Genomic DNA, 23,421 nt, shown 5'->3' on the forward strand with positions numbered 1-23,421 from the left:
AAGCGCCGCCGCCGTCACCGCTCAATCGAAATACGTGAGCCCCATCGCGCCTTTCACCTCCGCCAGCGTCGCGCCGGCCACCTCGCGCGCGTGCAGCGTGCCGCGCTTCAGGATCGCCATCACCTCGGCCTTGTCCGCCTCGAATTCGCGGCGGCGTGTGCGGATCGGCTCGATCAGTGCCTGCAGCCGCTCGTTCAGCACGCGCTTCACGACGCTGTCGCCGAGGCCGCCGCGGCGATAGTGCGCCTTCAGTTCGTCGACCTTCGCCACGTCGGGCTCAAACGCATCGAGGAACGTGAACACGACGTTGCCTTCGACCTGGCCCGGGTCGCTCACGCGCAGGTGGTTCGGGTCCGTGTACATGTCCTTCACGGCCTGCGTGATCTCGTCGGGCGTCGAGCCGAGCGGGATCGCGTTGCCGAGCGACTTGCTCATCTTCGCCTTGCCGTCGATGCCGGGCAGCCGCGTGACTGCCGACAACACGGCCTCGCATTCGACCAGCACCGGCTTGTCGACCGTCGCGTTGAAGCGGCGCACGAGTTCGTTGGTTTGCTCGATCATCGGCAACTGGTCGTCGCCGACCGGCACGTGCGTCGCCTTGAACGCGGTGATGTCGGCCGCCTGGCTGACGGGGTAGGTCAGGAAGCCGGCCGGGATGTCGCGCTCGAAGCCGCGCAGACGGATCTCTTCCTTGATGGTCGGGTTGCGCTCGAGGCGCGCGACCGTGACGAGGTTGAGCAGGTATTGCGACAGCTCGGCGAGTTCGGGCACCTGCGACTGGACGACGATCGTCGAGATCGCCGGGTCGATGCCGACGGCCAGATAGTCGAGCGCGACCTCGATCACGTTCTCGGTGACGCGCTGGCGGCGGCCCATGTTGTCGGTCAGCGCCTGCGTGTCGGCGAGCAGCAGGAACTGCGTCGCCTCGTGCTGCATCTGCACGCGCGCACGCAGCGAGCCGATGTAGTGGCCGAGATGCAGCGGGCCGGTCGTGCGGTCGCCGGTGAGGATGGTCGGTCGAGTCGGGTGCGTCATGGTAGGAGTTGGCTCCGGGTTATCGAAGCCACCAGCCATGACGTGCGCGCAGAAACGACAATGCCGCCATGGCTGGCGGCATCACGTTCGGGACATGCAAAAGGAAACGGGCCGCCTGGGTCAGGCGCGCCACCAGCGATGCACGTTCGGCGAGGCAGGTTTGATTTCCATTGCGCGAGTATAGCGCAGGGCGCTGTCCGCCGTGCGTGTCAGCGGATCACCGACTCCATCGCGAGGTAGGCGGTTTCGGCGGATGGCCACAGCAGGTACAGCAGGCCGGCCATCAACAGCAGCGCGCCTGCGCGTACCATCGGCGTTCGGTCTTTCCCGCTCAGGGTCATGATGTGCTGCTTCAGTTTCTTCATGCTTGCAGGCGCAGGGTGCGCCACTCCAACGGTTGCTGCAACGGCGCCGGGTGAGGCGGCGCCGAGATGCTACGGGGTTCAACGAGGGGCCGGGCCGGCGGCCCGGTGCGGCAAGAGGCGCGCGGGGGATCGAAAAAGGGAACGATCGGGTGTCGCTGTGCGCATTGCGTGGGCGATGCGCATCGTACCAGTTCGGGCGGGTGTGTACAGTCAAGGATTGTCGGGAGATGGTCGGATCAAGGGTCATCGCCTAAAATCGGCGCAGCGTGGGCGAAGGGTCTTTTCCGGTTCGGCGCCATTGCCGAGGGCCGGTGAAATTACTCGGAACAATGGCTTGCCGTCCGGGCTTTTGTATCCGCCTCCGTGATGCGCACGCCAGCAGTGCGTTCATTTTTCCTGTTCAGGCATTCGATATCGTGCGAACTCAATTGCGTCCGATCGCCGGCGACCGTATCGGCTTGCTCCGATGGGCTTGCGTTTTTCTGCTCGTCGGGTGTGCGGCCTGCTCGCGGACCGATGCGCTTCCGCGCAACATGTCGCTGACTGCCTTCAACCCTCATCGCGCCGCATTCGAGTGCAAGCATGAAGCCGACGTCGTTCCGCCGATCGATCAGGACGCGGATCGATGGAACCGGCAAGCGATGGCGCTCACCAGTTCGCTGCTGTGGCCGAACCAGCGCGACTACAAGGGCGCTGCCGACCTATGGACGAAGGCCGCCGAGCGCAAACACTGGAAGGCGATGTTGAATCTGGCGAATGCGTACGCTCAGGGCGATGGCGTGGATCGTGATGCAGAACGTGCCGTGCAGATTGTCGAGCAGGCAATGAAACTCGGCATACCTGCGGCCTATGACCTGATGGGTACGTATTACATGAACGGGACGGGCGTGAAGCAGGACGCGAGCCGCGCGTATGGGTTCTGGCAACTCGCTGCCGATATGGGCAACCCGAATGCGATGGCGTATCTGGGCGGCAAGATGGATGCGGTGTATGACGATCCCAAAGCGGGCTTCTGGGGTAATCGCAAGATTGCGCTTCAGATGCTCGAGTGTGGATTTGCGCAGGGGAATGGCGATGCCGCGTATGCGCTCGGGACAACACTCGTTGGTTCCGACAAGTCGCTAGGCGATGACAACGAACGCGCCCTCAGAATTCTGCATGACGGGGTGAAGTACGGCAGCGCCAGGAGTGCTGCGTATTTGTTCGGTGCGTTCGATGATGGTGATCCGGTGGCCGGTAACGCAAAGGATCGCGCCCGTGCCGAGCGCTACATCATTCTCGCCGACCGTCTCGAGCGCGATCCGGACCTCCGTCTGCCGAACCTGGACAAGGTTGTGCCGCTGCCGCCGGCCAGATTGCCCAGGTGGGACGGCAACAAGGAGACGCTGATCAATGCGGCCAAGGGTGTGATGTCGGTACCCGTGCCGCCTTCCAAACCCGCCATGCACCCGGTCTCGCTGCGTACCGGTCGTGCGCATGTGCCCGATGGCTACATGTTGCCGGAGAAGCCGCACGTCACAGTGCCTCCGGGGCACACGCGCGTGCCCGGTGACGGGGCATCTGGCAGGCCAGCATGACAGAGAACGATCCTCGGGCCGCGACGTTCGATCAGTGGTACCGCCAGGCCTATGTCGCACAGGGTGATGCGTTCCCCGATCCGCGGGACATGCACCATCCGTGCTTTTCGGTTCTCCTTACCTTAAAGTAAGGAGAATAGGAGGTATCACCATGACAGCAGCAACTATCACTTCCAAGGGCCAGGTCACGATCCCCGTGGACGTGCGCAATCAGCTTGGCCTTGCGTCGGGAGACCGGATTGAATTCAGCTTCAACGAGACGACCGGCCGGTATGAGATCTACCCGGCCACGCGTTCGCTCGCGTCGCTCAAGGGCATCGTGAAGAAGCCCGCCAAACCGGTGTCGATCGAAGACATGAATCGGGCCATCGCCGAGCAGGGAGCATCCGCACGATGATCGGACTGGATACGAACGTGCTGGTCCGCTACTTTGCCCAGGACGACGTCGTTCAGTCGAAGAAGGCGACGGCATTGATGGAGTCCCTGTCGGCCGAATGGCCGGGGTACGTTTCGCAGGTCGCACTGGTCGGGGTCGTGTAGGTACTCGCGCGCGGCTACGGCGTTGAGCGAGAGCAGATGAAGGACATCATCGACTCGATGATCGGCACCAAGGAATTGATGGTCGAAGGCGCTGATACGGTGCGAAAAGCACTTCGCGTTTTCGCTGCGTCCGCAAAGGCGGATTTCGCGGACTGCCTGATCGAGCGTTCAGGGCATGTAGCCGGCAGCGAGTACACGGCTACTTTCGATGTGACAGCGTCGAAGGTCGCAGGGATGCAGTTGATCAAGTAATCGTGCAACTGCGCAAGATCATTAAGGCGCGCGCGGTTACTTCCCGTTGGACTCCATACGGCGCGGCAGGCTATTCGCTCGCTATTTCAACCCTGCCTCACCACCCCCAGCTTTTTTCTCGTCAACAACGACAAAAATGATCGTTTCGCCCTAGCCCGCCTGTCAGCAGAATGTCTCCATTCCCCCTCGCGCGACGACCCGAGCATCGCAGCGAGCCGCACTTCAAGGAGACAGCCGTGGCAGTGGAAACAACCTCAATCGATACGCTGGTCGTCGGTGCCGGCCAGGCCGGCGTGGCCATGAGCGAGCACCTGGGCAAGCTCGGCGTGCCGCATCTCGTGCTGGAACGCGACCGCATCGCCGAGCGCTGGCGCACCGGGCGCTGGGATTCGCTGGTCGCGAACGGCCCCGCGTGGCACGACCGCTTTCCGGGGCTCGAATTCGACGGCCTCGATCCCGATGCGTTCGCAACGAAAGACCAGGTCGCCGACTACTTCGAAGCCTACGCGCACAAGTTCGGCGCGCCGATCCGCACCGGCGTCGAAGTGAAAAACGTCGTGCGCAACGCAGGCAAGCCGGGCTTCATCGTCGAAACGTCGGACGGCACGATCGAGGCGAACCGCGTGGTCGTCGCGACGGGGCCGTTCCAGCGTCCGGTCATCCCGCCGATCGCGCCGGACGACGCAGGCCTCGTGCAGCTCCATTCCGCCGACTATCGCAACCCCGCGCAATTGCCGGACGGTGCGGTGCTGGTGGTCGGCGCGGGTTCGTCGGGCGTGCAGATCGCCGACGAACTGCAGCGCGCGGGCCGGCGGGTCTACCTGTCGGTCGGCCCGCACGATCGGCCGCCGCGCGCCTATCGCGGCCGCGACTTCTGCTGGTGGCTCGGCGTGCTCGGCGAATGGGACAAGGAAGTCGCGACGCCCGGCCGCGAACACGTGACGATCGCGGTGAGCGGCGCGCGCGGTGGCCACACGGTCGATTTTCGCGCCCTCGCGCACCAGGGCGTGACGCTCGTGGGGCTGACGAAGGCATTCGACGGCGGCGTCGCGGTGTTCGAAAATGATCTCGCAAGCAATCTCGCTCGCGGCGACGAGAACTACCTGTCGCTGCTCGACGCGGCCGACGCCTATGCGGCGCGCAACGGCCTCGACCTGCCCGAGGAACCGGAAGCCCGCCGCATCCTGCCGAATCCGGACTGCGTCACGCAGCCGATCCTCGCGCTCGACCTGGCCGCCGCAGGCGTCACGTCGATTATCTGGGCGACGGGCTACGCGCTCGACTACAGCTGGCTGAACGTCGACGCGTTCGCCGCGAACGGCAAGCCGCAGCATCAGCGCGGCGTGTCGAAGGAGCCGGGCATCTATTTCCTCGGGCTGCCGTGGCTGTCGCGACGCGGCTCCAGCTTCATCTGGGGCGTGTGGCACGACGCAAAACACATCGCCGACCACATCGTCACGCAGCGCAAGTACCTCGACTATCACGACGCGTCGCAACGCCGCGCGCAAACACGCACCGGGCTCGGCGACACGACACGCACCGCGCAGGCCGATGCGCGCCCGCTGGCCGACGCGATCGGCTGATACGGATTCGGCATTTGCGCCGCGACCCGCACCCACGAACACCCATCAGCACCCGCCGCACCGCGAGCGTGACCGTTTCCGCCGCGACGGGCGCACACACCGACCTTCGAAGGACTTCGATGAGCCAGCCTACCCATACCCGTATCCGCATGTTCAACACGAAGGATACCTACCCGAACCAGACGCTCGACAACGACCTGTGCCAGGCCGTGCGCGCCGGCAACACCGTCTACGTGCGCGGTCAGGTCGGCACCGATTTCGACGGCAATCTGATCGGCCTCGGCGATCCGCGCGCGCAGGCCGAGCAGGCGATGAAGAACGTGAAGCAACTGCTCGCGGAAGCCGGCAGCGACATCACACATATCGTGAAGACGACGACCTACCTGATCGACCCGCGCTATCGCGAGCCGGTGTACCAGGAAGTCGGCAAGTGGCTGAAGGGCGTCTATCCGATCTCGACGGGGCTCGTCGTCTCGGCGCTCGGCCAGCCGCAGTGGCTGATGGAGATCGACGTGATCGCGGTGATCCCGGACAACTGGCAGCCGACCCGCGCCTAGGAGGCGGCATGACTTTCTCCATCGTCGGGCGCTGCCCGGAAACGGGCCAACTCGGGATCGCGATCAGCTCGTCGAGCATCGCGGTGGGCGCGCGCTGCCCGTGGGTGCGGGCGGGCGTCGGCGCGGTCGCGACGCAGAACATCACGCTGCCCGCGCTCGGCCCGCAGATTCTCGACCTGATCGAGCACCAGCAGCTCGCGCCCGCCGTCGCGCTCGACCGCGCGCTCAGCGCGAATGGCTGGAGCCAGTACCGGCAGGTCACGGTGATCGACGGGCAGGGGCAGACGGCGTGCTTCACCGGCAAGGAGGCGCTCGGCACGCACCACGCGGTGCGGGGCGAGCAATGCGTGGCAGCCGGCAATCTGCTGGCCGCGCCGGCCGTGATCGACGCGATGGCGCGCGCGTTCGAGCTGGCGCCCGGGCTGCTGGCCGATCGCCTGCTCGCCGCGATGCACGCGGCGATGGCGGCGGGCGGCGAGGCGGGGCCCGTGCATTCGGCTGCGCTGAAGGTGGCCGGCGACGTGACCTGGCCGATCGTCGACCTGCGCGTCGACTGGGCCGACGCCGATCCGATCGGGCAGCTGGACGCGCTGTGGCAGGCCTATCGTCCGCAGATGCAGGATTACCAGACGCGCGCGCTGAACCCGACCGCCGCGCCGAGCTACGGAGTGCCGGGCGATGAATGACACGTCGAGCCGCGCGTTGCTCGCGCGGCTGATCGGCTTCGCGACGGTCAGCCGCGATTCGAACCTCGCGATGATCGACTTCATCCGCGACTACCTCGACGGCTTCGGTGTTTCGAGCGAGCTGTTCTACAACGCGGAGCGCACGAAGGCGAGCCTGTACGCGACGATCGGGCCGCGCGATCGCGGCGGCATCGCGCTGTCGGGCCATACCGACGTGGTGCCGGTCGACGGACAGGCGTGGACGCTCGAGCCGTTCCGGCTGACCGAGCGCGACGGCCGGCTGTACGGGCGCGGCACGGCCGACATGAAAGGCTTCATCGCGTCGGTGCTCGCGGCCGTGCCGGCATTCGTGTCACGGCCGTTGAACCTGCCCGTGCACCTCGCGTTCTCGTACGACGAGGAAGTCGGCTGTCTCGGCGTGCGGCCGATGCTCGACGCACTGGCGACGCGCGAGCACCGCCCACGCCTGTGCCTGATCGGCGAGCCGACCGAACTGAAGCCGGTGCTCGGTCACAAGGGCAAGCTCGCGATGCGCTGCCACGTGAAGGGCGCCGCGTGCCACTCGGCGTACGCGCCGCTCGGTGTCAACGCGATCGACTACGCGGCGAAGCTGATCGGCCGCCTCGGCGAGATCGGCGCGTCGCTCGCGCGGCCGGAGCATCACGACAGCCGCTTCGATCCGCCGTTCTCGACCGTGCAGACCGGATTGATCAAGGGTGGCCGCGCGCTGAACATCGTGCCGGCCGAATGCGAGTTCGATTTCGAGGTGCGGGCGCTGCCGGCGTTCGATGCGCACGACGTGCCGAGGAAGCTGCAGGATTATGCGGAATCCGAACTGTTGCCGACGATGCGCGCGGTGCAGCCCGATACCGACATCCGTCTGCAGCCGCTCGGCGCGTATCCGGGGCTCGCGACTTCGCCGGACAGCGAAGCCGCGCGGCTGCTCGCGATGCTGAGCGGCTCCAACGCGTTCGGCACCGTCGCATTCGGCACCGAGGGCGGGCTGTTCGGGCAGGCCGGCATTCCGACGGTGGTGTGCGGGCCGGGCAGCATGGACCAGGGGCACAAGCCCGACGAGTTCGTCACGCTCGAACAGCTGCATGGATGCGACGCGATGCTCGGCCGTCTCGCGACGTATCTCGCGTCGGCCGATTAATCTGGCTGATCCGGCCGTCCAGCAGCATGCCGCACGCCGCCGCTCGGCCGCGCGTGCGGTTCTTTCGTTGCTATCGCGCCGATTCCGCGACGATCTGCGCCAGCCGCTCTCGGCAGAACTCGACGAACGACTGTGCCTGTTTCGTGAGCTGCCCGCGCTTCAGCCGCGCGCTCACGAGCCCCGACGGGCTCACCGTTTCGCTCAGGCCGATCGTCACGACGCGCCGGCCGTCGTACGTGTATTCGGAATGCGGCCGCGTGACGAGCAGCGAGAAGCCGAACCCCTGGCCGACCATCCCGCGCACCATCTCGATCGACGGCGAAGCGAACACGATGTTCGGCGTGAGTCCGAGCTCGTGAAACAGGCTGACGAAATACGTGCGGCTCGGCAGCACGTCGAGCAGGATCATCGGCTCGACGCTCAGTTCGTGCAGCGATACGTGCGACTGGCCCGCGAACCGGTGGTTCTCCGGCAGCAGCACGTACGGCTGCTGCGCCGGCATCAGCGGCTCGGTCTCGATCGTGCCGTCCAGGTCGTGGTCGTAGAGGAACGCGAGATCGAAGGTGCCGGCCGTCAGGCCCTGCACGAGCTCCTGCTGATCGCCGTCGCGCAGCCGGATGTTGACGCCCGGATAGCGTTCGCGAAAGCCCGCGATCAGCTGCGGCAGGTAGAGCGGCGCGACGGTCTCGAAGCAGCCGATGTCGATCTGTCCGCTGATCACGTCGTTGTCGGCGAGCGCGTTCTGCTCGAACTCGTGCGCGATGCGCAGCAGCTCCTGCGCCTTCCGATAGAAACGCGTGCCGCTCGGCGTGAGCGACACGCCCTGCGCGTGGTGGCGGATGAACAGCTTCACGCCGAAGCTTTCCTCGAGCCCCTTGATCGCGCTGGAGATCGACGGCTGCGCGATGAAGAGCTGGCGCGACGCCTCGGCGACGCTGCCGGATTCCACCGTCGTCACGAAATATTTCAGTTGCCGCAAAGTGTAGTGAGCCACGAGCACCTCTGATGCCGGCCACGCGCGCGTGCCGCCGCGGGGCGCGTTCTGTCCGCTGTTTTGCGTAGAACCTTACCCGAAGACGCCGGGCGCCGGAATTTCCGCTGCAGAGCTTTTTCGTATGTCCCGAAAATATTTTTAGTATTTTCCGGTCGCCGCATGCGTGGCGCACCATCGTCTGCAATCCGGATCGCGACAAAAGCGCGCATGCGCCGGCGGGGCAGGTCATTCGCCTCCGCCCGCATGCGGCAAACCGTTGCCCGCGTATCCGGACCCGATTGCAGGCGCGCGCATCGTCGCGCGCCGGCGGAAACGGCACGCGCGCTTCGCCGCGCAGGACAGGAGACTTAGCCATGACGACCGCGGATCGCAACGCGTCCCCCATGATAGAAAAACACACGATCGGCTACGTGCCGCCCGCAGACCGCCACGGCAAGGTGCGCGACCTGTTCACGCTCTGGTTCGGCGGCAACATCGCGCCGCTGCCGATCGTGACCGGCGCGCTCGGCGTGCAGATCTTTCACCTGAACCTGATGTGGGGGATCGTCGCGATCGTCGTCGGCCAGGCGGTCGGCGGCGTGCTGATGGCGCTGCATTCCGCGCAGGGGCCGCAGATGGGCATTCCGCAGATGATCCAGAGCCGCGCGCAGTTCGGCTCGTGGGGCGCGCTGCTGGTCACGGTGATCGCGGCGGTGATGTACGTCGGCTTCTTCGCATCGAACATCGTGCTTGCCGGCAAGTCGGTGCACGGCATCGCGTCGTCGGTGCCGGTGCCCGTGGGCATCGTGATCGGCGCGGTGGGCTCGGGGCTGATCGGGATCGTCGGCTACCGGTTCATCCACATCCTGAACCGGATCGGCACATGGGTGCTCGGCATCGGCATTCTCGTCGGCTTCTGGATGATCCTGTCGCACGTGAGCACCGCCGATTTCCTCACGCGCGGCGGCTTCGACTTCGCGGGGTGGCTCGCGACGGTGTCGCTGTCCGCGTTGTGGCAGATCGCGTTCGCGCCGTACGTGTCGGACTATTCGCGCTATCTGCCGGAAGACGTCGGCGTCGCGTCGACGTTCTGGGCGACCTATCTCGGCTGCACGATCGGCTCGACGCTCGCGTTCGTCTTCGGGGCGGTCGCGGTGCTCGCGGTGCCGGCCGGCGCGGACACGATGGACGCGGTCAAGCAGGCGACGGGCCCGCTCGGCCCGCTGATGCTGCTGCTGTTCCTGTTGAGCGTGATCAGCCACAACGCGCTGAACTTGTACGGCGCGGTGCTCGCGGTCATCACGTCGGTGCAGACCTTCGCATACCGATGGATTCCGACCGCGAAGACGCGCGCGGTGGTGTCGGTGGTGATCTTCGTCGCGTGCTGCTATGCGGCGATCGGTGCGTCGACCAACTTCGTCGGCAATCTCGTCGATCTCGTGCTCGCGCTGCTCGTCGTGCTGGTGCCGTGGACGGCGATCAACCTGATCGACTTCTACGTGATCCACAAGGGCAAGTACGACATCCAGTCGATCTTCATGGCGGACGGCGGCGTGTACGGCCGCTTCAATCCGCAGGCGCTGCTCGCGTATGCGATCGGGATCGCCGTGCAGATTCCGTTCATGAACACGCCGATGTATGCGGGGCCGATTCCCGCGCATCTCGGCGGCGCCGACCTGTCGTGGCTCGTCGGGCTGGTGCTGACGTCGCCGCTGTACTACTGGCTCGCGACGCGCGACAGCGCGTACCGGCGCCGGCAGACGGGTGCGCAGCTGCCGTCATCGGCGGCGCGGTAAGCGGATCGTCGCTCGATGCGATCAAGGAAAGCGGCCGCCGCATCGGTAGCGATGCGGCGGCCGCGAGAGGGGGCAGGGGCGGCAGGCGCGTGTCGTATCGTGCCGTGCATCACTCGCCTGCCTGCCCGCGGATCACACGACCGCCGAGCGCGCGACGCGCACCGGCACCGACTTGTACGACGGCGTGCCGCTTTCCTTGTCGATGTAGTCGAGCGGCACGAGCACGTTCGCTTCCGGGTAATACGCGCCGACCGATCCCGGCGCGATGTCGTACTCGATCGCGGTGATCTTCTCGAGGCGCAGCGTGCGGCCCGACGCGGTGACCGTCTCGATGTCGACCAGGTCGCCGTGTTCGAGCCCGTACTTCGCGAGGTCGGCCGCGTTCATGAACAGCACGTCGCGTCGGCCGAACACGCCGCGATAGCGGTCGTCGAGCCCGTAGATCGTCGTGTTGTACTGGTCGTGGCTGCGCAGCGTGATCAGCCGCAGCACCTGCTCGGCGCCGAGCACGTCCGCGTCTTCCTTCACGCCCTTGTAGATCGAGAACATCGCCTTGCCGGTGGCCGTGGGCCATACGCGCTCGGTGGGCGGCAGCGGCAGGCGGAAGCCGCCCGGCGTGCGGATGCGCTCGTTGAACGCCTCGAAGCCGGCCACCGTGCGGTCGATCAGGTCGCGGATGCGGTCGTAGTCGGCGATCAGGTCGAGCCACGCGATCTTGCTGGCCGGCAGCGTCGCGTGGGCGATTCCGGCGACGATCGCGGGCTCGGAGCGCAACTGGTCGGACGCGGGCTTGAGCTTGCCGGCCGACGCGTGGACCATCGACATCGAATCCTCGACGGTGATCGACTGACGGCCGCTCGCCTGCATGTCGAGCTCGGTGCGGCCGAGCACGGGCAGGATGTAGGTTTCCTTCGCGACGAGCAGGTGCGAGCGGTTCAGCTTCGTGCCGAGATGCACGCTGAGATCGAGCTTCGCCATCGCGGGGAACGACTGCTCGGGATCGGGCAGCGCGACCGCGAAGTTGCCGCCGAGGCACAGCAGCGCCTTGGCCTGGCCGTCGATCATCGCCTGCATCGCCTGCACGGCATCGTGTCCGTGCTGCGCGGGCGGCTTGAAGCCGCACACGTCCTCGATCTTCTGCAGGAACTCGGCCGACGGCTTCTCGGTGATGCCCACCGTGCGGTTGCCCTGCACGTTCGAGTGGCCGCGCAGCGGGCACACGCCCGCGCCGGGCTTGCCGATGTTGCCGCGCATCAGCAGCAGGTCGGCGATCAGGCGCACGGTGGCGGTGCCCTTGTTGTGCTGCGTGACGCCCATCCCGTACGTGACGATCGTCGCGTTCGACTTCGCGTACGCGAGCGCGACCTGTTCGAGCTGCGCCTGGCTCAGGCCGCTCGCGCGCTCGATGTCGTCCCACGACGTGGCCTCCAGGTCGGCGCTGAACGCGTCGAAGCCGCTCGTGTGCTGCGCGATGAAATCGCGGTCGAGCACGTTGCCGCGCTCGGCCTCGAGCTGCAGCAGCGCCTTCATGATGCCTTTCAGCGCGGCCGCGTCGCCGCCCGCGTCGACCTGGTAGTACGTCGACGCGATGCGCGTCGAGCCGAACGACGCCATCTCGATCATGTCCTGCGGATCCGCGAAGCGTTCGAGCGCGCGCTCGCGCAGCGGATTGAACACGATGATCGGCACGTTGCGGCGCGCGCACTCGTGCAGCGTGCCCATCATCCGCGGGTGGTTGGTGCCGGGGTTGTGGCCGATCGAGATGATCAGCTCGCAGTGATCGAAATCCTCGAGCGACACCGTGCCCTTGCCGATCCCGATCGACTGCGGCAGGCCGACGCTGGTCGGCTCATGGCACATGTTCGAGCAGTCGGGGAAGTTGTTGGTGCCGAGCTCGCGCGCGAAGAGTTGATACAGGTAGGCGGCTTCGTTCGACGCTCGGCCCGACGTGTAGAACTCGACCTGCTCGGGCGGCAGCGCGCGCAGCACCTCGCCGATGCGTGCGAACGCATCGTCCCATTCGACCGCGCGAAACGTGTCGGTCGCGCGATCGTAGACGAGCGGATGCGTGAGCCGGCCCATGTTCTCAAGCTCGTAGTCGGACATCCGCAGCAGCGACGACACCGGGTTCGCCGCGAAGAACTCGGGCGTCACGCGCTTGGTGGTCGCTTCCCACGTGACGGCCTTCGCGCCGTTCTCGCAGAACTGGAACGTCGACTTGTGTTCCTTGTCGGGCCACGCGCAGCCGGGACAGTCGAAGCCGTCGGGCTGGTTGGTCCGCATCAGCACGATCGGCGCCTCGATGGTTTCCATCTGCGTGCGCACGGCTTCGGCTGTCGCGCGAAGCGCGCCCCAACCGCCGGCGGGCCCATCGTACTTCCTGATGCCGGGCACTTCGCGTCGATTTGTCATGTGAATCTCCATCAGCCAGGCCCGCTGCGGGCCGGCTCGGGTTGCGCCGCGTCGCGGCGTGGGGGGCATGCGGGCCGGTGCATCCGGGCCCGCGTGGTATCACTGCGCGTCCTTCTTCGCACCGGACGATTTCTTGCCGGACGGCTTGGCTGCGGGTGCTGGCGCGGGTGCAGGCGTTTCGGCCTTCGCTTCGTCGTCCTTTGAATCGGATGCCGCCTTCGTGGGCGACGGCGCCCGCAACACCGGTGCGTCGCTCGGCCCGCGGCATCGCTTCGACTGCGTTCAAAATAGCGAATTGGCCGAGGGCCTCCAAGACACAGTTCCGCACCGGCCAGGGCGGGAATTGCACCCTCACATGCGTGCGTGCGCCCTCTGCAAGGAGTACAGACGAGCGCGCATGCGGGTGCGGCGTGCGGGATCCGGAAACGGCGCGGCGCGCAACGCGCGCGAAGCGCGGTGCGACGGCAGCGCGCAGCGTATCGGCAGGGGGCAAGCGGGAAGCGGCGCGACCGCGGGGGGCGGTGGCGTGCGCGGGCGCGTTGCCCGGTGCGGGCAGGATAAGGCGCAACCGTGGCGAACCGGCGTCAGTCGGAAAGTTTCATCGCGAGCCGCTGCCGGGCAACAGGACGGCGGTGTCGCCGGCCTGGCGGCTCGCGTTCGCGTCGACGGCCTGCTTCAGGCTGTCGACCGACGCTTGCAACGACTGCAATGCTTGATTCGAATCGCTCATGTCACGCTCCATGCAGGAGGGTTTGGCCGGCGACGAACGTGCGGCCGGCAACGCGGCCGGGGTGCACGACGCCCGGCGGGCATCGCGCGGGCGGGTCGTCAGACCGTCGTGCTGGCCTGCGGCGCCACGGCCACCGATGCCTCGCTCGTCAGCATCAGGAACGTGAACGTTTCGCGCAGGTACAGGCGGACGACCTTGTCGGTATGGCTCGTGTAGCCGATCGACACGTCTTCGCCGAGGTGCAGCTCGTAGTCGCCGCCGCGGGTGGACAGCACGCAACCGCCGCTGATTGCCGGCGCCCAGACGATCTCGCCGCTGACGATGCGCTTGATGTGGCCGAGCACCGGATAGCCCTGGTCGCGCGCTTCGCTGAGCGCCGTGTAGGCGTCCGAGCCGAGCACGACCGTGTACGGACCGTCGACGCCGGCGAGCCGCAGCGCTTCCAGCGCGTCGCTGATCGCGTCCGGGTACGCGCTGACGTCGGTCGGCAGCGTGAGCTTGCGGTTCGACGTGCCTTCGCGGATGCCGACGATGTCCGCGGCCAGATAGCCGTCGAAGATCGCGCCGTCTTCCGCGAATGCCAGGCGCTGCGCGGCGTCCTTCGCCGGCTGCCAGTCGGCGTCGCGCGCGCCGCGCTCGACGCTGTCGATCGCATCGCGGCTCAGCTCGAACGGCACCGTCAGCTCGACGACGTTGCGGACTTCGCGCAGCCGCGCGCTCACCAGCTCGCGCGGCGCGGTGACGTCGCGCAGATGCCCGGTGCCGACGGCCGACAGCGCGGAGCCGGCCGGCCCTTCGACGTCGACCACGCGGCGCCCGGCCACCGAGCGCTTGAAGGTGCGTGCGACTTCTTCCTCGATCTGCTCCCACGCGGACGAGGCAATCGGCGCGAGTTCGCGGTGCAGGTTATTCATAGGCTTTGGCTCCTTTCAGCGATCCGATGTTCAGCGAGCCGTCACGACGCGGCTCGGGCGATGAGGGGGCGGGCTGCGCGGCGGCGGCAGCGTCGGCCGGTGCGGCGCGATCGGCGAGCGCTTCGAGCAGGTCGGCCGACGGCACGAAGAACAGCGAGCCGGTGACCGCGCGGCTGTAGTCGAGCAGCCGGTCGTAGTTGCCGGGCGGGCGGCCGACGAACATGTTCTCGAGCATCTGTTCGATCGGCGCCGGTGAACGCGCGTAGCCGATGAAATAGGTGCCGAATTCGCCGGAACCGGGGCGCCCGAACGGCATGTTGTCGCGCAGGATCTTCACTTCCTGGCCGTTTTCGTCGAGCGTGGTCAGCGAGCTGTGCGAGCACGACGGCTTCACATCCGGCGCGAGCTCGATGTCGGACAGCTTGGTGCGGCCGATGATGCGCTCCTGCGTCTCGACCGCGAGCGCATTCCAGCCGGCCATGTCGTGCAGGTACTTCTGCACGAGCACGTAGCTGCCGCCCGCGAATTCAGCGTCTTCGTCGCCGATCACCGTGAAATCGATCGCGTCGCGGCCTTCCGGGTTCTCGGTGCCGTCGACGAAGCCGATGATCGCGCGCTGGTCGAAGTTGCGGAAGCCGTGCACCTCGTCGACGACCGTGACCGCGTCGCCGAGCGCGGCGAGCAACTGGGTCGCGAGTTCGAAGCACAGGTCCATCGCGTCGGCGCGAATGTGCAGCAGGATGTCGCCCGGCGTCGCGACCGCGACGCGCTGGCCGGCGCCGAATTCGCGGAACGGATGCAGCGACGCGGGACGCGGGTCGCCGAACAGCGCATCCCATGCGTCGGAGCCGAAGCCGCATACGCAGGACAGGTTGCCGCCCGGCACGCGCTTGCCGACCGAGCGCACGAGCGCGGCGATGTCGCCGCACCACGCGCGGATCGTGTCGGCGCGCTCGGCGCCTGGGTTGACGGTTGCGACGAGAAAGATCGCGCTGCGCGTGATCGGGTCGTGAACGGCCTGGGAAAGTGGGGGACGGGTTTGCATCGCGGCCTGCCGGTCAGTCATGTCGGGACGGACGGGCCGCGGATGCCGCGGCGCGCGAAGACGAACGGGTGGACTGTGTCATGCGACTGTTCTCTTTGTGACATGCGGATGAAGGACGTTGCGCGGGCATCGCGCAACGGGCCGCAGCGGCGGCGGCCTGCCGTCCGGGCGCGAAAGGGAAGGCAGGCAGGATGGCCGCGCGTTCGCCCGGCGCATGACCTCGCCGCACCGCGTAACGTCGTCGAGCCTGCAATCTAGCAGCTTCGGCAGGTCTTTGGAACACGTATCGACGATCTGTCATTCGAATCGGTTGATCAGGGTTCCATTTTGCTCGCGCGCGCGCAGCTGTACTCCTGAAGCCCGCGCCGCTGTGCTCTTGAGCGGGCGCGACGCGTGCAGTAGATTGGGTTCGCTCCACCCGCCGACGAGGGCCATCATGACGAACCTGCTGGAAGCGATGGGGATTTTTGTCGCGGGGGGCGAGCACGGCATGTCATTGCATCGGTCATCGCGTTGAACACGTCCACTGCTTGCGCCGATACGGCCGACGAGCGCAAGCGCGAACTGGTTGAATTCGCAACGAAAGCCGACATGCCGATCATCGAGAACGGCTACATGTTCTCGATCACCGACAAGTACCGGAACTTCATCCAGCTGAACTACAGCAGCCCGTGGTCGCCGCAGATCGAGCGGGTGATCGTCACGGTCGGCAAACTCGCGACCGCCTGCATGGATTGACGGCGCGGTGGCGCGTCGCGCGAAGTCACGTCGGTCACCTCGCACATTGCCGCCGTCGCCAGGGAGCTCGCCATCACGTGATGGGATGAAAGCATGTGGCATGCGGATTGCGCGCGTCGCCGCGTCCCCGCGCATATGCGCATCCGGCGTGTTGCGCCGCAACGTCGATGACGTTGTACGCCGGTCGCGGATCGCATACGAGCCACATTCCGCGTTTGCATGCGCCGCGGGGTCGTCCGTCCGTGTTCTTTTCAGGAAGGACGCCGATAATGGGACCGTTACCGACACCCCGGGAGCCATGCCATGTCCGCAAGTGACGCCTCGACTTCACGTCCCGATCTCGCGCAGGGCATCGCGCTCGACGACATCGCCGACGGCGCGATGATCGAAGGCCGGGTCGGCGACGCCACGGTGCTGCTGGTGCGCCGCGCCGACGAACTGTTTGCCGTGGCCGGGCAATGCCCGCACTACGGCGCACCGCTGGCGGATGGGCTGCTCGTCGGCGACACAATCCGCTGCCCGTGGCATCACGCGGCGTTCTGTTTGCGCACCGGCGCAATGCTGCGCGCGCCGGCGCTTGACGGCCTGACCTGCTGGCGCGTCGAGCGCCGCGATGGTCGCGCGGTGGTGCTCGATGCACGGCCCGCCGCGTCGCCGCCTGTCCTGAAAGCGGCCGGGCTGCCCGAATCGGTGATGATCGTCGGCGGCGGCGCGGCCGCGATCGCGGCGGCCGTGACGCTGCGCCAGGAAGGCTATCCGCACGCGATCACGCTGCTGAGCGCGGACAGCGAGCCGCCGTACGACCGCCCGAACCTGTCGAAGGATTATCTGGCCGGCACGGCCGAAGCCGACTGGCTGCCGCTGCGCGGTGCGTCGTTCTATACCGAGCAGTGCATCGACGTGCGCTGCGGCACGCGCGTCGCGCGGATCGATCCCGCGGCGCATGCGGTCGAACTCGCGGACGGCAGCCGCGTCGGCTACGGCGCGCTGCTGCTCGCGACCGGCGCCGAGCCGAACCGGCTGACCGTGCCGGGCGCCGATCTGCCGCACGTACGCGTGCTGCGCTCGCGCGCCGACTGCGATGCACTGATCGGCAAGCTGAAGAACGCGCAGCGCTACGTCGTGGTCGGCGCGAGCTTCATTGGCCTCGAGGCGGCCGCCGCGCTGCGCACGCGCGGGCTCGACGTGCAGGTGGTCGCGCCCGATGCGCATCCGATGGCGCGCGTGCTCGGCGACGCGCTCGGCGACACGCTGCGCGCGCTGCACGAGTCGCACGGCGTGACGTTCCATCTCGGCGCGACGCCCGCGCAGATCGCGCCGGACCGCGTGACGCTGTCGAACGGCGACGTGCTGCCGGCCGACGTCGTGGTGGTCGGCATCGGCGTGCACCCGGACGTCGCGCTCGCGCAGGACGCGGGGCTTGCCGTCGATCGCGCCGTGACGGTCGACCGTTTCCTGCAGACGAGCGCACCGGACATCTACGCGGCCGGCGACATCGCGCGCTGGCCCGATCCGTTGACGGGTGAGCGCATTCGCGTCGAGCACTGGGTCGTCGCGGAGCGGCAGGGCATCGCGGCGGCGCGCAACATGCTCGGCCAGCAGCGGCCGTTCGACGCGGTGCCGTTCTTCTGGAGCCAACACTACGATCTGACCGTCCGCTATGTGGGACATGCGGAGCAATGGGACCGCGTCGAGATCGCCGGCGACCTGCGCGCGCACGACGGCTCGGTGACGTACTGGCGCGGCGACACGCGGCTCGCGGTCGCGACGATCGGCCGCGATCTCGACTGCCTGAAGGCGGAAGAGGCGCTCGAGCAGCAGGGCGGGGCAAAGTCGAGCTGATCGTTGCGCTCGGGTGGCATTGACCGGGTCGCGCGGCGGCTGAACCCGCGACCTCAGGCCGGGCAACCGCACGCGCACCCGGCAAGCACGGCAAGTACGCCAAACACGCCAAACACGCCAAACACGCCAAGCTCGGCCAGCCCCGACAGGCGCGCACCTTGCTCGAACAGCGCGACGGTGACCTCACCGTTCCCGCTTTCGACAAGGAGGGCCTGACATGAAAGCAGTTGTATTTCACGGCATCGGCGACATTCGCATCGATACGGTACCCGACCCGGAAGTCGCGCAACCGACCGACGCGGTCGTGCGCCTGACCGCCAGCGCGATCTGCGGCACCGACCTGCACATGGTGCGCGGCACGCTCGGCGGAATGAAGCCGGGCACGATCCTGGGCCATGAGGGCGTCGGCATCGTCGAGACGGTCGGACGCGGCGTGCGCAACCTCAAGCGCGGCGATCGCGTGCTGATTCCATCAACGATCGCGTGCGGCAGTTGCGCGTACTGCCGCGCGGGCTACACCGCGCAATGCGACGTCGCGAATCCGGGCGGGCCGCGCGCGGGCACCGCGTTCTTCGGCGGCCCGGCGGACACGGGCCCGTTCGACGGGCTGCAGGCCGAATACGCGCGCACGCCGCTTGCGAATGCGAGCCTGATCCGGCTGCCCGACGCGATCGACGACGATCGCGCGATCCTGATGTCCGATATTTTCCCGACCGGCTATTTCGGCGCGCAGCTCGCGGAAGTGAAGCCGGGCGATACGGTGGCCGTGTTCGGCGCGGGGCCGGTCGGCCAGTTCGCGATCGCGAGCGCGAAGCTGCTGGGCGCGGGGCGCGTGATCGCGATCGACCGCATCGCGTCGCGGCTCGACATGGCATGCGCGCAAGGCGCGGAAACGATCGACTTCTCCGAGGAAGACCCGGTCGATACGGTGCTGCGGCTGACCGGCGGGATCGGCGTCGACCGCGTGATCGACGCGGTGGGCGTCGACGCGATGCGCGCGACGCACGGGCCGGCCGCGGCCGACCGCGACACGGCGCGCGCGTTCGATGCGGAAGTCGATGCCGTCGCACCGCGCCGCAAGCCGGACGGCCGCTACTGGACGCCGGGCGACGGGCCGTCGCAGGTGCTGCAATGGGCGGTGCGCGCGGTCGCGAAGGCCGGCACGGTCGCGGTGATCGGCGTGTATCCGCCGCAGGCGCGCGTGTTTCCGATCGGCGAGGCGATGAACCGCAATCTCACGATCAAGATGGGCAATTGCAATCACCGGACCATCACGCCGCACTTGATCGAGCTGGTGCGCAGCGGCGCGTTCGACCCCGTGTCGGTGCTCACGCGCTGCGAGCCGCTGACGAACGCGATCGACGCGTACCGCGCGTTCGACGTGCGCGAGCCCGGCTGGATGAAAGTGAAGCTGACGCCATGACGGTTCCGAACCGGAACGAGGAGCACTGCGATGAGCGAAACGAATACTCGCTACGACAACTGCATGGCCGCGTGCGACGCCTGCGCGCACGCCTGTGACGCCTGTATGGCCGGATGCCTGGCAGAGCCCGACGCACACAAGCTGGCCGACTGCATCGCGCTGGACATCGAATGCGCGCAGCTGTGCCGCTTCGCGTCGGGCGTGATGGCGCGCGGCAGCGTGGTCGCGCCGCGCGTGTGTGCGCTGTGCGCGCAGGTATGCGAGCTGTGCGCGGTCGAGTGCCTGCGGCATCTGCACGACCATTGCCGGCGCTGCGCGCTGGCGTGCGACGCGTGCGCGGCGATGTGCCGCGCGATGGCCTGAGTGAGGGGCCCACGCGCGGGCCTGCGTGAGGGCTCGGGGAAGACGTCAGCGCGGGCGTGAGCGATCGCGCACACGGTCATGGCGTGCCATGCACCGTGCGCGCGACACGCTGCAGCAGGGCGTCGAGCACCGCCATCTCGACGGGCTTCACGAGGTGATCGTCGAAGCCCTCGCGCGCCGTGCGCGCGAGATCCGATGAGCTGGCATGACCGGACAGCGCGACACACGTCATGCCGCCCGGCGTGTCGATCGCGCGCAGTTCGTGCAGCAGCGTGTAGCCGTCGACGTCGGGCATCGACAGGTCGATGAGCATCAGGTGCGGAAGGGTTTCGCGCGCGAGCGCCAGCGCGTCGTTCGCGTTGTACGCGACGCGCGGCGCGTGCCCCTTCAACTGCAGCAGCACGGCGAGCGTGTCGGCGGAGTCGCGGTTGTCGTCGACGACGACGATGTTCAGCGGCGCGGCGGCCGGTTTCCCGGCGCGCGGCGCGGGCGCTTCGGCCCGTGCCGCTGGCACCTGGTGCTCGACGGGCAACCGTACCGTGAACGTCGCGCCGTGGCCGGGGCCGTCGCTTTCGGCGGAGATCCTGCCGCCGTGCAGCTCGACGAACGACCGGCAGATCGCGAGGCCGAGGCCGAAGCCGTCGGACGGACGCCGGCCCGGCACGCCGTCCTGGTCGAACAGGTCGAAGATCGTTTCGAGCGAGCCCGCCGCGATGCCGACGCCGTGATCGGTCACGCGGATCGCGACGGTGGAACCCTCGCGGTCGGCGGCGACGTCGATGCGCGCGCCGGGCGGCGAGAACTTGGATGCGTTGTCGAGCAGGTTATGCAGCACCTGCACGAGCCGCGCGGCGTCGCCACGCACCACGACCGGCTCGGGCGGCAGTTCGACACGAAGATGCTGCTGGCGCGCGGCCAGCTTCGGCTGGATGCTCTCCACGCCGCGGCACACGACGTCGCGCACCGTCGCCGGCGCGTTCTCGAGCTCGACCTTGCCGGCCGTGATGCGCCCGACGTCGAGGAGATCGTCGACCAGCCGCGTCAGCTGTCCGACCTGACGGTGCACGGCGTCGCGGCATTGCGCGAGCATCGGCGCCGGGTCGGGCAGCGTCTGGAGCACGCTGACGGAGTGGCGCAGCGGCGCGAGATGGTTGCGCAGTTCGTGCGCGAGCATCGCGATGAATACGCTGAGCCGGTGCGTCGACATTTCCAGTTCGGCGAGCCGCTTGCGCTCGGTCATGTCGCGCGTGATCTTGATGAAGCCGGCCAGCTGGCCTGCATGATCGCGAACGGCCGTGATCGTCACGCTCGCCCAGAACAGCGAACCGTCCTTGCGCACGCGCCAGCCTTCGTCCTCGAAACGGCCATGCACGGTCGCTTCGTGGAGCCCGAACGCGGGCCGGCTCGCGGCGATCGCCTCGGTCGGATAGAAGCGCGAGAAATGGTGGCCGATGATCTCGGTGGTGCGATAGCCCTTGATCCGCTCCGCGCCCGCGTTCCAGGTCGCGACGTTGCCTTGCGGATCGAGCATGAACACCGCGTAGTCGGTGATCGCCCCCACGACGGTTTCGAAGCGGAACTCGGCGAAGCGATGCAGCAGATCGCGTGCATCGGCGGGGCCGAGCGGCGGAGGCAATTCGGAAATGGCGTCGTCTTTGTTCATCGAACGGAAGTCAAATGAGTGTGGCCTCAGGCCGCCCGGCCGCCGCGGGCCTCCCGGCGGCGATTCGAACCGGATTGAGTCGCTCGAAAGCATACGGGAACCCGATTCACCTGATCAATGGGTGCGCATTGTGCATGCCGCGTGTCGGATGACGCGGGCGATCGGGCTGCGGGAGGTCGATCGCCGCGGACGCGGCATGCCGATTGCGTCGTGGTCCGACCGGCGCTACCCGGACACATCGGGCATGCAGGCGGCCCTGCGGCCGCGCGGAACACGAGGACATCGACATGAACAGTACATTGAATCCCGACAACGAACCGACCGGCCCGGACGACGAGAACGCGACGCGCGGCCGCGACGGCCGCGCGCTGGGCCCGAGCGACTCGTCCGACAGCGGCAGCGACACTGCCGGCGCGCGGCGCCATCCGTTCGACATTGATTCGCCGCTCGACGAGCACGCGCTGGAGCGCGGCGACGCGGCGCTCGACAGCGATACGGACCGCGCGGGCACCGGCGAGCGCGCGTCCGCGGACGGCGATGCGGGGCTGGAGGACGCCGCGGATATCGAGCCGGACCGCACGGAACGGCTCGACGATCCGGATGAGCCGACAGACCCGGGCACGGGCGGCGCATAGGGACCCGATGCGGCGCCGTTCCGCGCAAAAACTGCAATCGCGTTGCAGATTGGGGCGGCCGCCGGCACCGGCGACTGACGCTCGACAGCAGATTCCCCACGAAACCGAAGAAGCGGGCGACGGCGCAAATCGACGAGCCGCCCGCCCGCTTGGCGGTGTGGGGCCCGCCACCAACGCGGCATGCGATTTGCAACCGACCGAACGACGCGCGCCGCGATGCGGCATGGAGCCGTGCGCGGCACTGGGGCGCGCAAGGAGGACACGATGCAACGACGATATCTCGGACGGCAGGCCGAACGCAGCGGGCCGCCCGACTGGCAGGAACGCGGCGAACGCATGTACCGGGGCGGCGAGCGCGACGAGCGCGACTTTCGCGGCGGTGAATCCCGGCGGCACGATGCCGACTATGAATCCGCGTACCGGCGCTTCGCGAGTGAGACCGTCGGCCCGGAAGACTGGGGCAGCGAATGGAGCGAACGCTCGGCGCGCACGTCGGCCGAGCGGGGTCCTGGAGAGGTCGGCGCCGACTGGCGCGACGCGCCGGGCGGTTCGCGCGAACCGGAGTGGGAAGCCGAGCGCGGCTACGGCAATCGCGGTCGTCGCGCGGAAGGCGGCGAGGGCCGCGAAGGCCGCGAAGGTCGGTATAGCGGCGATCAGCCGGGGTTTCGCGAGCAGCACCGGATGGGCTGGTACGGCGGCGAGCGCGACCACGATCCGCGCGATCCCCGCCGTACCGATGCGCAACGCGAGGCCATGCGCCAGCGCCGTGGCCCGAAAGGCTATACGCGCTCGGACGAGCGCATTCGCGAGGACGTCTGCGAGCGGCTTGCGCATGCGCTCGACATCGACGTGAGCGACGTCACCGTGCAGGTGCGCGAAGGCCGCGTCGAACTGGACGGCACCGTGCCGTCGCGCTGGATGAAGCACGACATCGAGGACATCGCCGATGGCTGCATGTGCGTGCGCGACGTCGAGAACCGCGTGCGGGTGCGCCGCGACGACGACGAACACGAACCGGGCACGGTGCTGCATCCGTCCCAACGCACCGTCACGCCGACGCAGCCCGCCGCGCGCGACCCCGAACCGGGCAGCGGCACCGGTCGCGACCGCGAATCGCACCATTGACGGCCGATGCG

At 67.9% G+C, this 23,421-nt stretch carries 21 protein-coding genes and 1 pseudogene; 14 read left to right on the forward strand and 8 right to left on the reverse strand.

Annotation, left to right across the window (positions count from 1 at the left end; all coding sequences use genetic code 11):
* Nucleotides 1-21: 21 nt before the first annotated feature.
* Nucleotides 22-1,035, reverse strand: coding sequence for a tryptophan--tRNA ligase (gene trpS, locus SB786_RS17290; protein ID WP_410728492.1), 1,014 nt, complete (start codon nt 1,033-1,035; stop codon nt 22-24).
* 209 nt (nt 1,036-1,244) lie between these two features.
* A complete protein-coding gene (locus SB786_RS17295; RefSeq protein WP_006753127.1) occupies nt 1,245-1,400 on the reverse strand; it encodes a hypothetical protein in 156 nt (51 codons plus the stop codon).
* Nucleotides 1,401-1,711: 311 nt separating this feature from the next.
* Between SB786_RS17295 and SB786_RS17300 the strand changes: the two genes are divergently transcribed.
* From SB786_RS17300 to argE, 7 genes and pseudogenes are all read left to right on the forward strand, one after another.
* Nucleotides 1,712-2,977 carry a DUF6396 domain-containing protein gene (locus SB786_RS17300; RefSeq protein WP_410728493.1) on the forward strand — a complete coding sequence of 422 codons (1,266 nt, stop codon included), beginning with the start codon at nt 1,712-1,714 and terminating at the stop codon, nt 2,975-2,977.
* Nucleotides 2,978-3,128: 151 nt separating this feature from the next.
* Entirely contained in the window at nt 3,129-3,374 is a 246-nt protein-coding gene (locus SB786_RS17305; protein WP_006753129.1) for an AbrB/MazE/SpoVT family DNA-binding domain-containing protein, read from the forward strand.
* Nucleotides 3,371-3,769, forward strand: a pseudogene (locus tag SB786_RS17310) (PIN domain-containing protein). Before SB786_RS17305 ends, SB786_RS17310 begins: the two are co-directional and overlap by 4 nt.
* Nucleotides 3,770-4,005: 236 nt before the next feature.
* Entirely contained in the window at nt 4,006-5,352 is a 1,347-nt protein-coding gene (locus tag SB786_RS17315) for a flavin-containing monooxygenase (protein WP_410728494.1), read from the forward strand.
* 119 nt (nt 5,353-5,471) lie between these two features.
* Nucleotides 5,472-5,909, forward strand: a complete 438-nt coding sequence (locus tag SB786_RS17320; protein WP_410728495.1) for a RidA family protein — start codon at nt 5,472-5,474, stop codon at nt 5,907-5,909.
* Nucleotides 5,910-5,917: 8 nt separating this feature from the next.
* Nucleotides 5,918-6,595: a DUF1028 domain-containing protein gene (locus SB786_RS17325; protein ID WP_410728496.1), complete on the forward strand. Its 678-nt coding sequence runs from the start codon at nt 5,918-5,920 to the stop codon at nt 6,593-6,595.
* On the forward strand, nt 6,588-7,751 hold the full coding sequence (gene argE / locus SB786_RS17330; protein WP_410728497.1) for an acetylornithine deacetylase: 1,164 nt from the start codon (nt 6,588-6,590) through the stop codon (nt 7,749-7,751). Before SB786_RS17325 ends, argE begins: the two co-directional genes overlap by 8 nt.
* 70 nt (nt 7,752-7,821) lie before the next feature.
* Here argE and SB786_RS17335 read toward each other — a convergent pair whose 3' ends face one another.
* Complete coding sequence (locus tag SB786_RS17335) at nt 7,822-8,745, reverse strand: LysR substrate-binding domain-containing protein (RefSeq protein WP_012372721.1); 924 nt, start codon at nt 8,743-8,745, stop codon at nt 7,822-7,824.
* Nucleotides 8,746-9,098: 353 nt separating this feature from the next.
* On the opposite strand from SB786_RS17335, the gene SB786_RS17340 reads away from it, so the two are divergent.
* Nucleotides 9,099-10,520, forward strand: a complete 1,422-nt coding sequence (locus SB786_RS17340; protein WP_410728498.1) for a purine-cytosine permease family protein — start codon at nt 9,099-9,101, stop codon at nt 10,518-10,520.
* 132 nt (nt 10,521-10,652) lie between these two features.
* On the opposite strand, the gene SB786_RS17345 is transcribed toward SB786_RS17340, so the two are convergent.
* From SB786_RS17345 to SB786_RS17360, 4 genes are all read right to left on the reverse strand, one after another.
* Nucleotides 10,653-12,932, reverse strand: a complete 2,280-nt coding sequence (locus tag SB786_RS17345) for an FdhF/YdeP family oxidoreductase (protein WP_410728499.1) — start codon at nt 12,930-12,932, stop codon at nt 10,653-10,655.
* Nucleotides 12,933-13,530: 598 nt separating this feature from the next.
* A complete protein-coding gene (locus SB786_RS17350) occupies nt 13,531-13,662 on the reverse strand; it encodes a hypothetical protein (RefSeq protein ID WP_410728585.1) in 132 nt (43 codons plus the stop codon).
* 98 nt (nt 13,663-13,760) lie between these two features.
* The gene (locus tag SB786_RS17355; protein ID WP_410728500.1) at nt 13,761-14,576 is read right to left on the reverse strand and encodes a family 1 encapsulin nanocompartment shell protein; all 816 of its coding nucleotides are present in this window, start codon (nt 14,574-14,576) and stop codon (nt 13,761-13,763) included.
* Entirely contained in the window at nt 14,569-15,642 is a 1,074-nt protein-coding gene (locus SB786_RS17360; protein WP_410728501.1) for a Dyp-type peroxidase, read from the reverse strand. Before SB786_RS17360 ends, SB786_RS17355 begins: the two co-directional genes overlap by 8 nt.
* A 492-nt stretch (nt 15,643-16,134) precedes the next feature.
* Between SB786_RS17360 and SB786_RS17365 the strand changes: the two genes are divergently transcribed.
* The 4 genes from SB786_RS17365 (at nt 16,135) to SB786_RS17380 (ending at nt 19,987) form a co-directional block, all read left to right on the forward strand.
* On the forward strand, nt 16,135-16,359 hold the full coding sequence (locus tag SB786_RS17365; RefSeq protein ID WP_410728586.1) for a hypothetical protein: 225 nt from the start codon (nt 16,135-16,137) through the stop codon (nt 16,357-16,359).
* 303 nt (nt 16,360-16,662) lie between these two features.
* On the forward strand, nt 16,663-18,201 hold the full coding sequence (locus SB786_RS17370) for an FAD-dependent oxidoreductase (RefSeq protein ID WP_410728502.1): 1,539 nt from the start codon (nt 16,663-16,665) through the stop codon (nt 18,199-18,201).
* 217 nt (nt 18,202-18,418) lie between these two features.
* On the forward strand, nt 18,419-19,624 hold the full coding sequence (locus tag SB786_RS17375; RefSeq protein ID WP_410728503.1) for a zinc-dependent alcohol dehydrogenase: 1,206 nt from the start codon (nt 18,419-18,421) through the stop codon (nt 19,622-19,624).
* A 30-nt stretch (nt 19,625-19,654) separates the two neighbouring features.
* Nucleotides 19,655-19,987 carry a four-helix bundle copper-binding protein gene (locus SB786_RS17380; RefSeq protein ID WP_410728504.1) on the forward strand — a complete coding sequence of 111 codons (333 nt, stop codon included), beginning with the start codon at nt 19,655-19,657 and terminating at the stop codon, nt 19,985-19,987.
* A gap of 76 nt (nt 19,988-20,063) precedes the next feature.
* Here the strand turns inward: SB786_RS17380 and SB786_RS17385 are convergent, their stop codons facing one another.
* On the reverse strand, nt 20,064-21,650 hold the full coding sequence (locus tag SB786_RS17385) for an ATP-binding protein (RefSeq protein ID WP_410728505.1): 1,587 nt from the start codon (nt 21,648-21,650) through the stop codon (nt 20,064-20,066).
* A gap of 287 nt (nt 21,651-21,937) precedes the next feature.
* Here SB786_RS17385 and SB786_RS17390 point away from each other — a divergent pair, with 287 nt between their 5' ends.
* Together SB786_RS17390 and SB786_RS17395 are read left to right on the forward strand one after the other, a co-directional pair.
* On the forward strand, nt 21,938-22,285 hold the full coding sequence (locus tag SB786_RS17390; protein WP_006761716.1) for a hypothetical protein: 348 nt from the start codon (nt 21,938-21,940) through the stop codon (nt 22,283-22,285).
* Nucleotides 22,286-22,549: 264 nt separating this feature from the next.
* Nucleotides 22,550-23,410: a BON domain-containing protein gene (locus SB786_RS17395; protein ID WP_410728506.1), complete on the forward strand. Its 861-nt coding sequence runs from the start codon at nt 22,550-22,552 to the stop codon at nt 23,408-23,410.
* Nucleotides 23,411-23,421: the final 11 nt, after the last annotated feature.

The sequence above is a fragment of the Burkholderia sp. SIMBA_062 genome (assembly GCF_046534765.1).
In the GTDB taxonomy this organism is placed as follows: domain Bacteria; phylum Pseudomonadota; class Gammaproteobacteria; order Burkholderiales; family Burkholderiaceae; genus Burkholderia; species Burkholderia ambifaria.

Excerpts from the sequence above, each read along its gene's own strand:
- trpS (WP_410728492.1), bottom strand. The coding sequence starts at position 1,035 with ATGACGCACCCGACTCGACCGACCATCCTCACCGGCGACCGCACGACC.
- SB786_RS17295 (WP_006753127.1), bottom strand. The coding sequence starts at position 1,400 with ATGAAGAAACTGAAGCAGCACATCATGACCCTGAGCGGGAAAGACCGA.
- SB786_RS17305 (WP_006753129.1), top strand. The coding sequence starts at position 3,129 with ATGACAGCAGCAACTATCACTTCCAAGGGCCAGGTCACGATCCCCGTG.
- SB786_RS17320 (WP_410728495.1), top strand. The coding sequence starts at position 5,472 with ATGAGCCAGCCTACCCATACCCGTATCCGCATGTTCAACACGAAGGAT.
- SB786_RS17325 (WP_410728496.1), top strand. The coding sequence starts at position 5,918 with ATGACTTTCTCCATCGTCGGGCGCTGCCCGGAAACGGGCCAACTCGGG.
- argE (WP_410728497.1), top strand. The coding sequence starts at position 6,588 with ATGAATGACACGTCGAGCCGCGCGTTGCTCGCGCGGCTGATCGGCTTC.
- SB786_RS17340 (WP_410728498.1), top strand. The coding sequence starts at position 9,099 with ATGACGACCGCGGATCGCAACGCGTCCCCCATGATAGAAAAACACACG.
- SB786_RS17345 (WP_410728499.1), bottom strand. The coding sequence starts at position 12,932 with ATGACAAATCGACGCGAAGTGCCCGGCATCAGGAAGTACGATGGGCCC.
- SB786_RS17350 (WP_410728585.1), bottom strand. The coding sequence starts at position 13,662 with ATGAGCGATTCGAATCAAGCATTGCAGTCGTTGCAAGCGTCGGTCGAC.
- SB786_RS17355 (WP_410728500.1), bottom strand. The coding sequence starts at position 14,576 with ATGAATAACCTGCACCGCGAACTCGCGCCGATTGCCTCGTCCGCGTGG.
- SB786_RS17360 (WP_410728501.1), bottom strand. The coding sequence starts at position 15,642 with ATGACTGACCGGCAGGCCGCGATGCAAACCCGTCCCCCACTTTCCCAG.
- SB786_RS17370 (WP_410728502.1), top strand. The coding sequence starts at position 16,663 with ATGTCCGCAAGTGACGCCTCGACTTCACGTCCCGATCTCGCGCAGGGC.
- SB786_RS17375 (WP_410728503.1), top strand. The coding sequence starts at position 18,419 with ATGAAAGCAGTTGTATTTCACGGCATCGGCGACATTCGCATCGATACG.
- SB786_RS17380 (WP_410728504.1), top strand. The coding sequence starts at position 19,655 with ATGAGCGAAACGAATACTCGCTACGACAACTGCATGGCCGCGTGCGAC.
- SB786_RS17385 (WP_410728505.1), bottom strand. The coding sequence starts at position 21,650 with ATGAACAAAGACGACGCCATTTCCGAATTGCCTCCGCCGCTCGGCCCC.
- SB786_RS17390 (WP_006761716.1), top strand. The coding sequence starts at position 21,938 with ATGAACAGTACATTGAATCCCGACAACGAACCGACCGGCCCGGACGAC.
- SB786_RS17395 (WP_410728506.1), top strand. The coding sequence starts at position 22,550 with ATGCAACGACGATATCTCGGACGGCAGGCCGAACGCAGCGGGCCGCCC.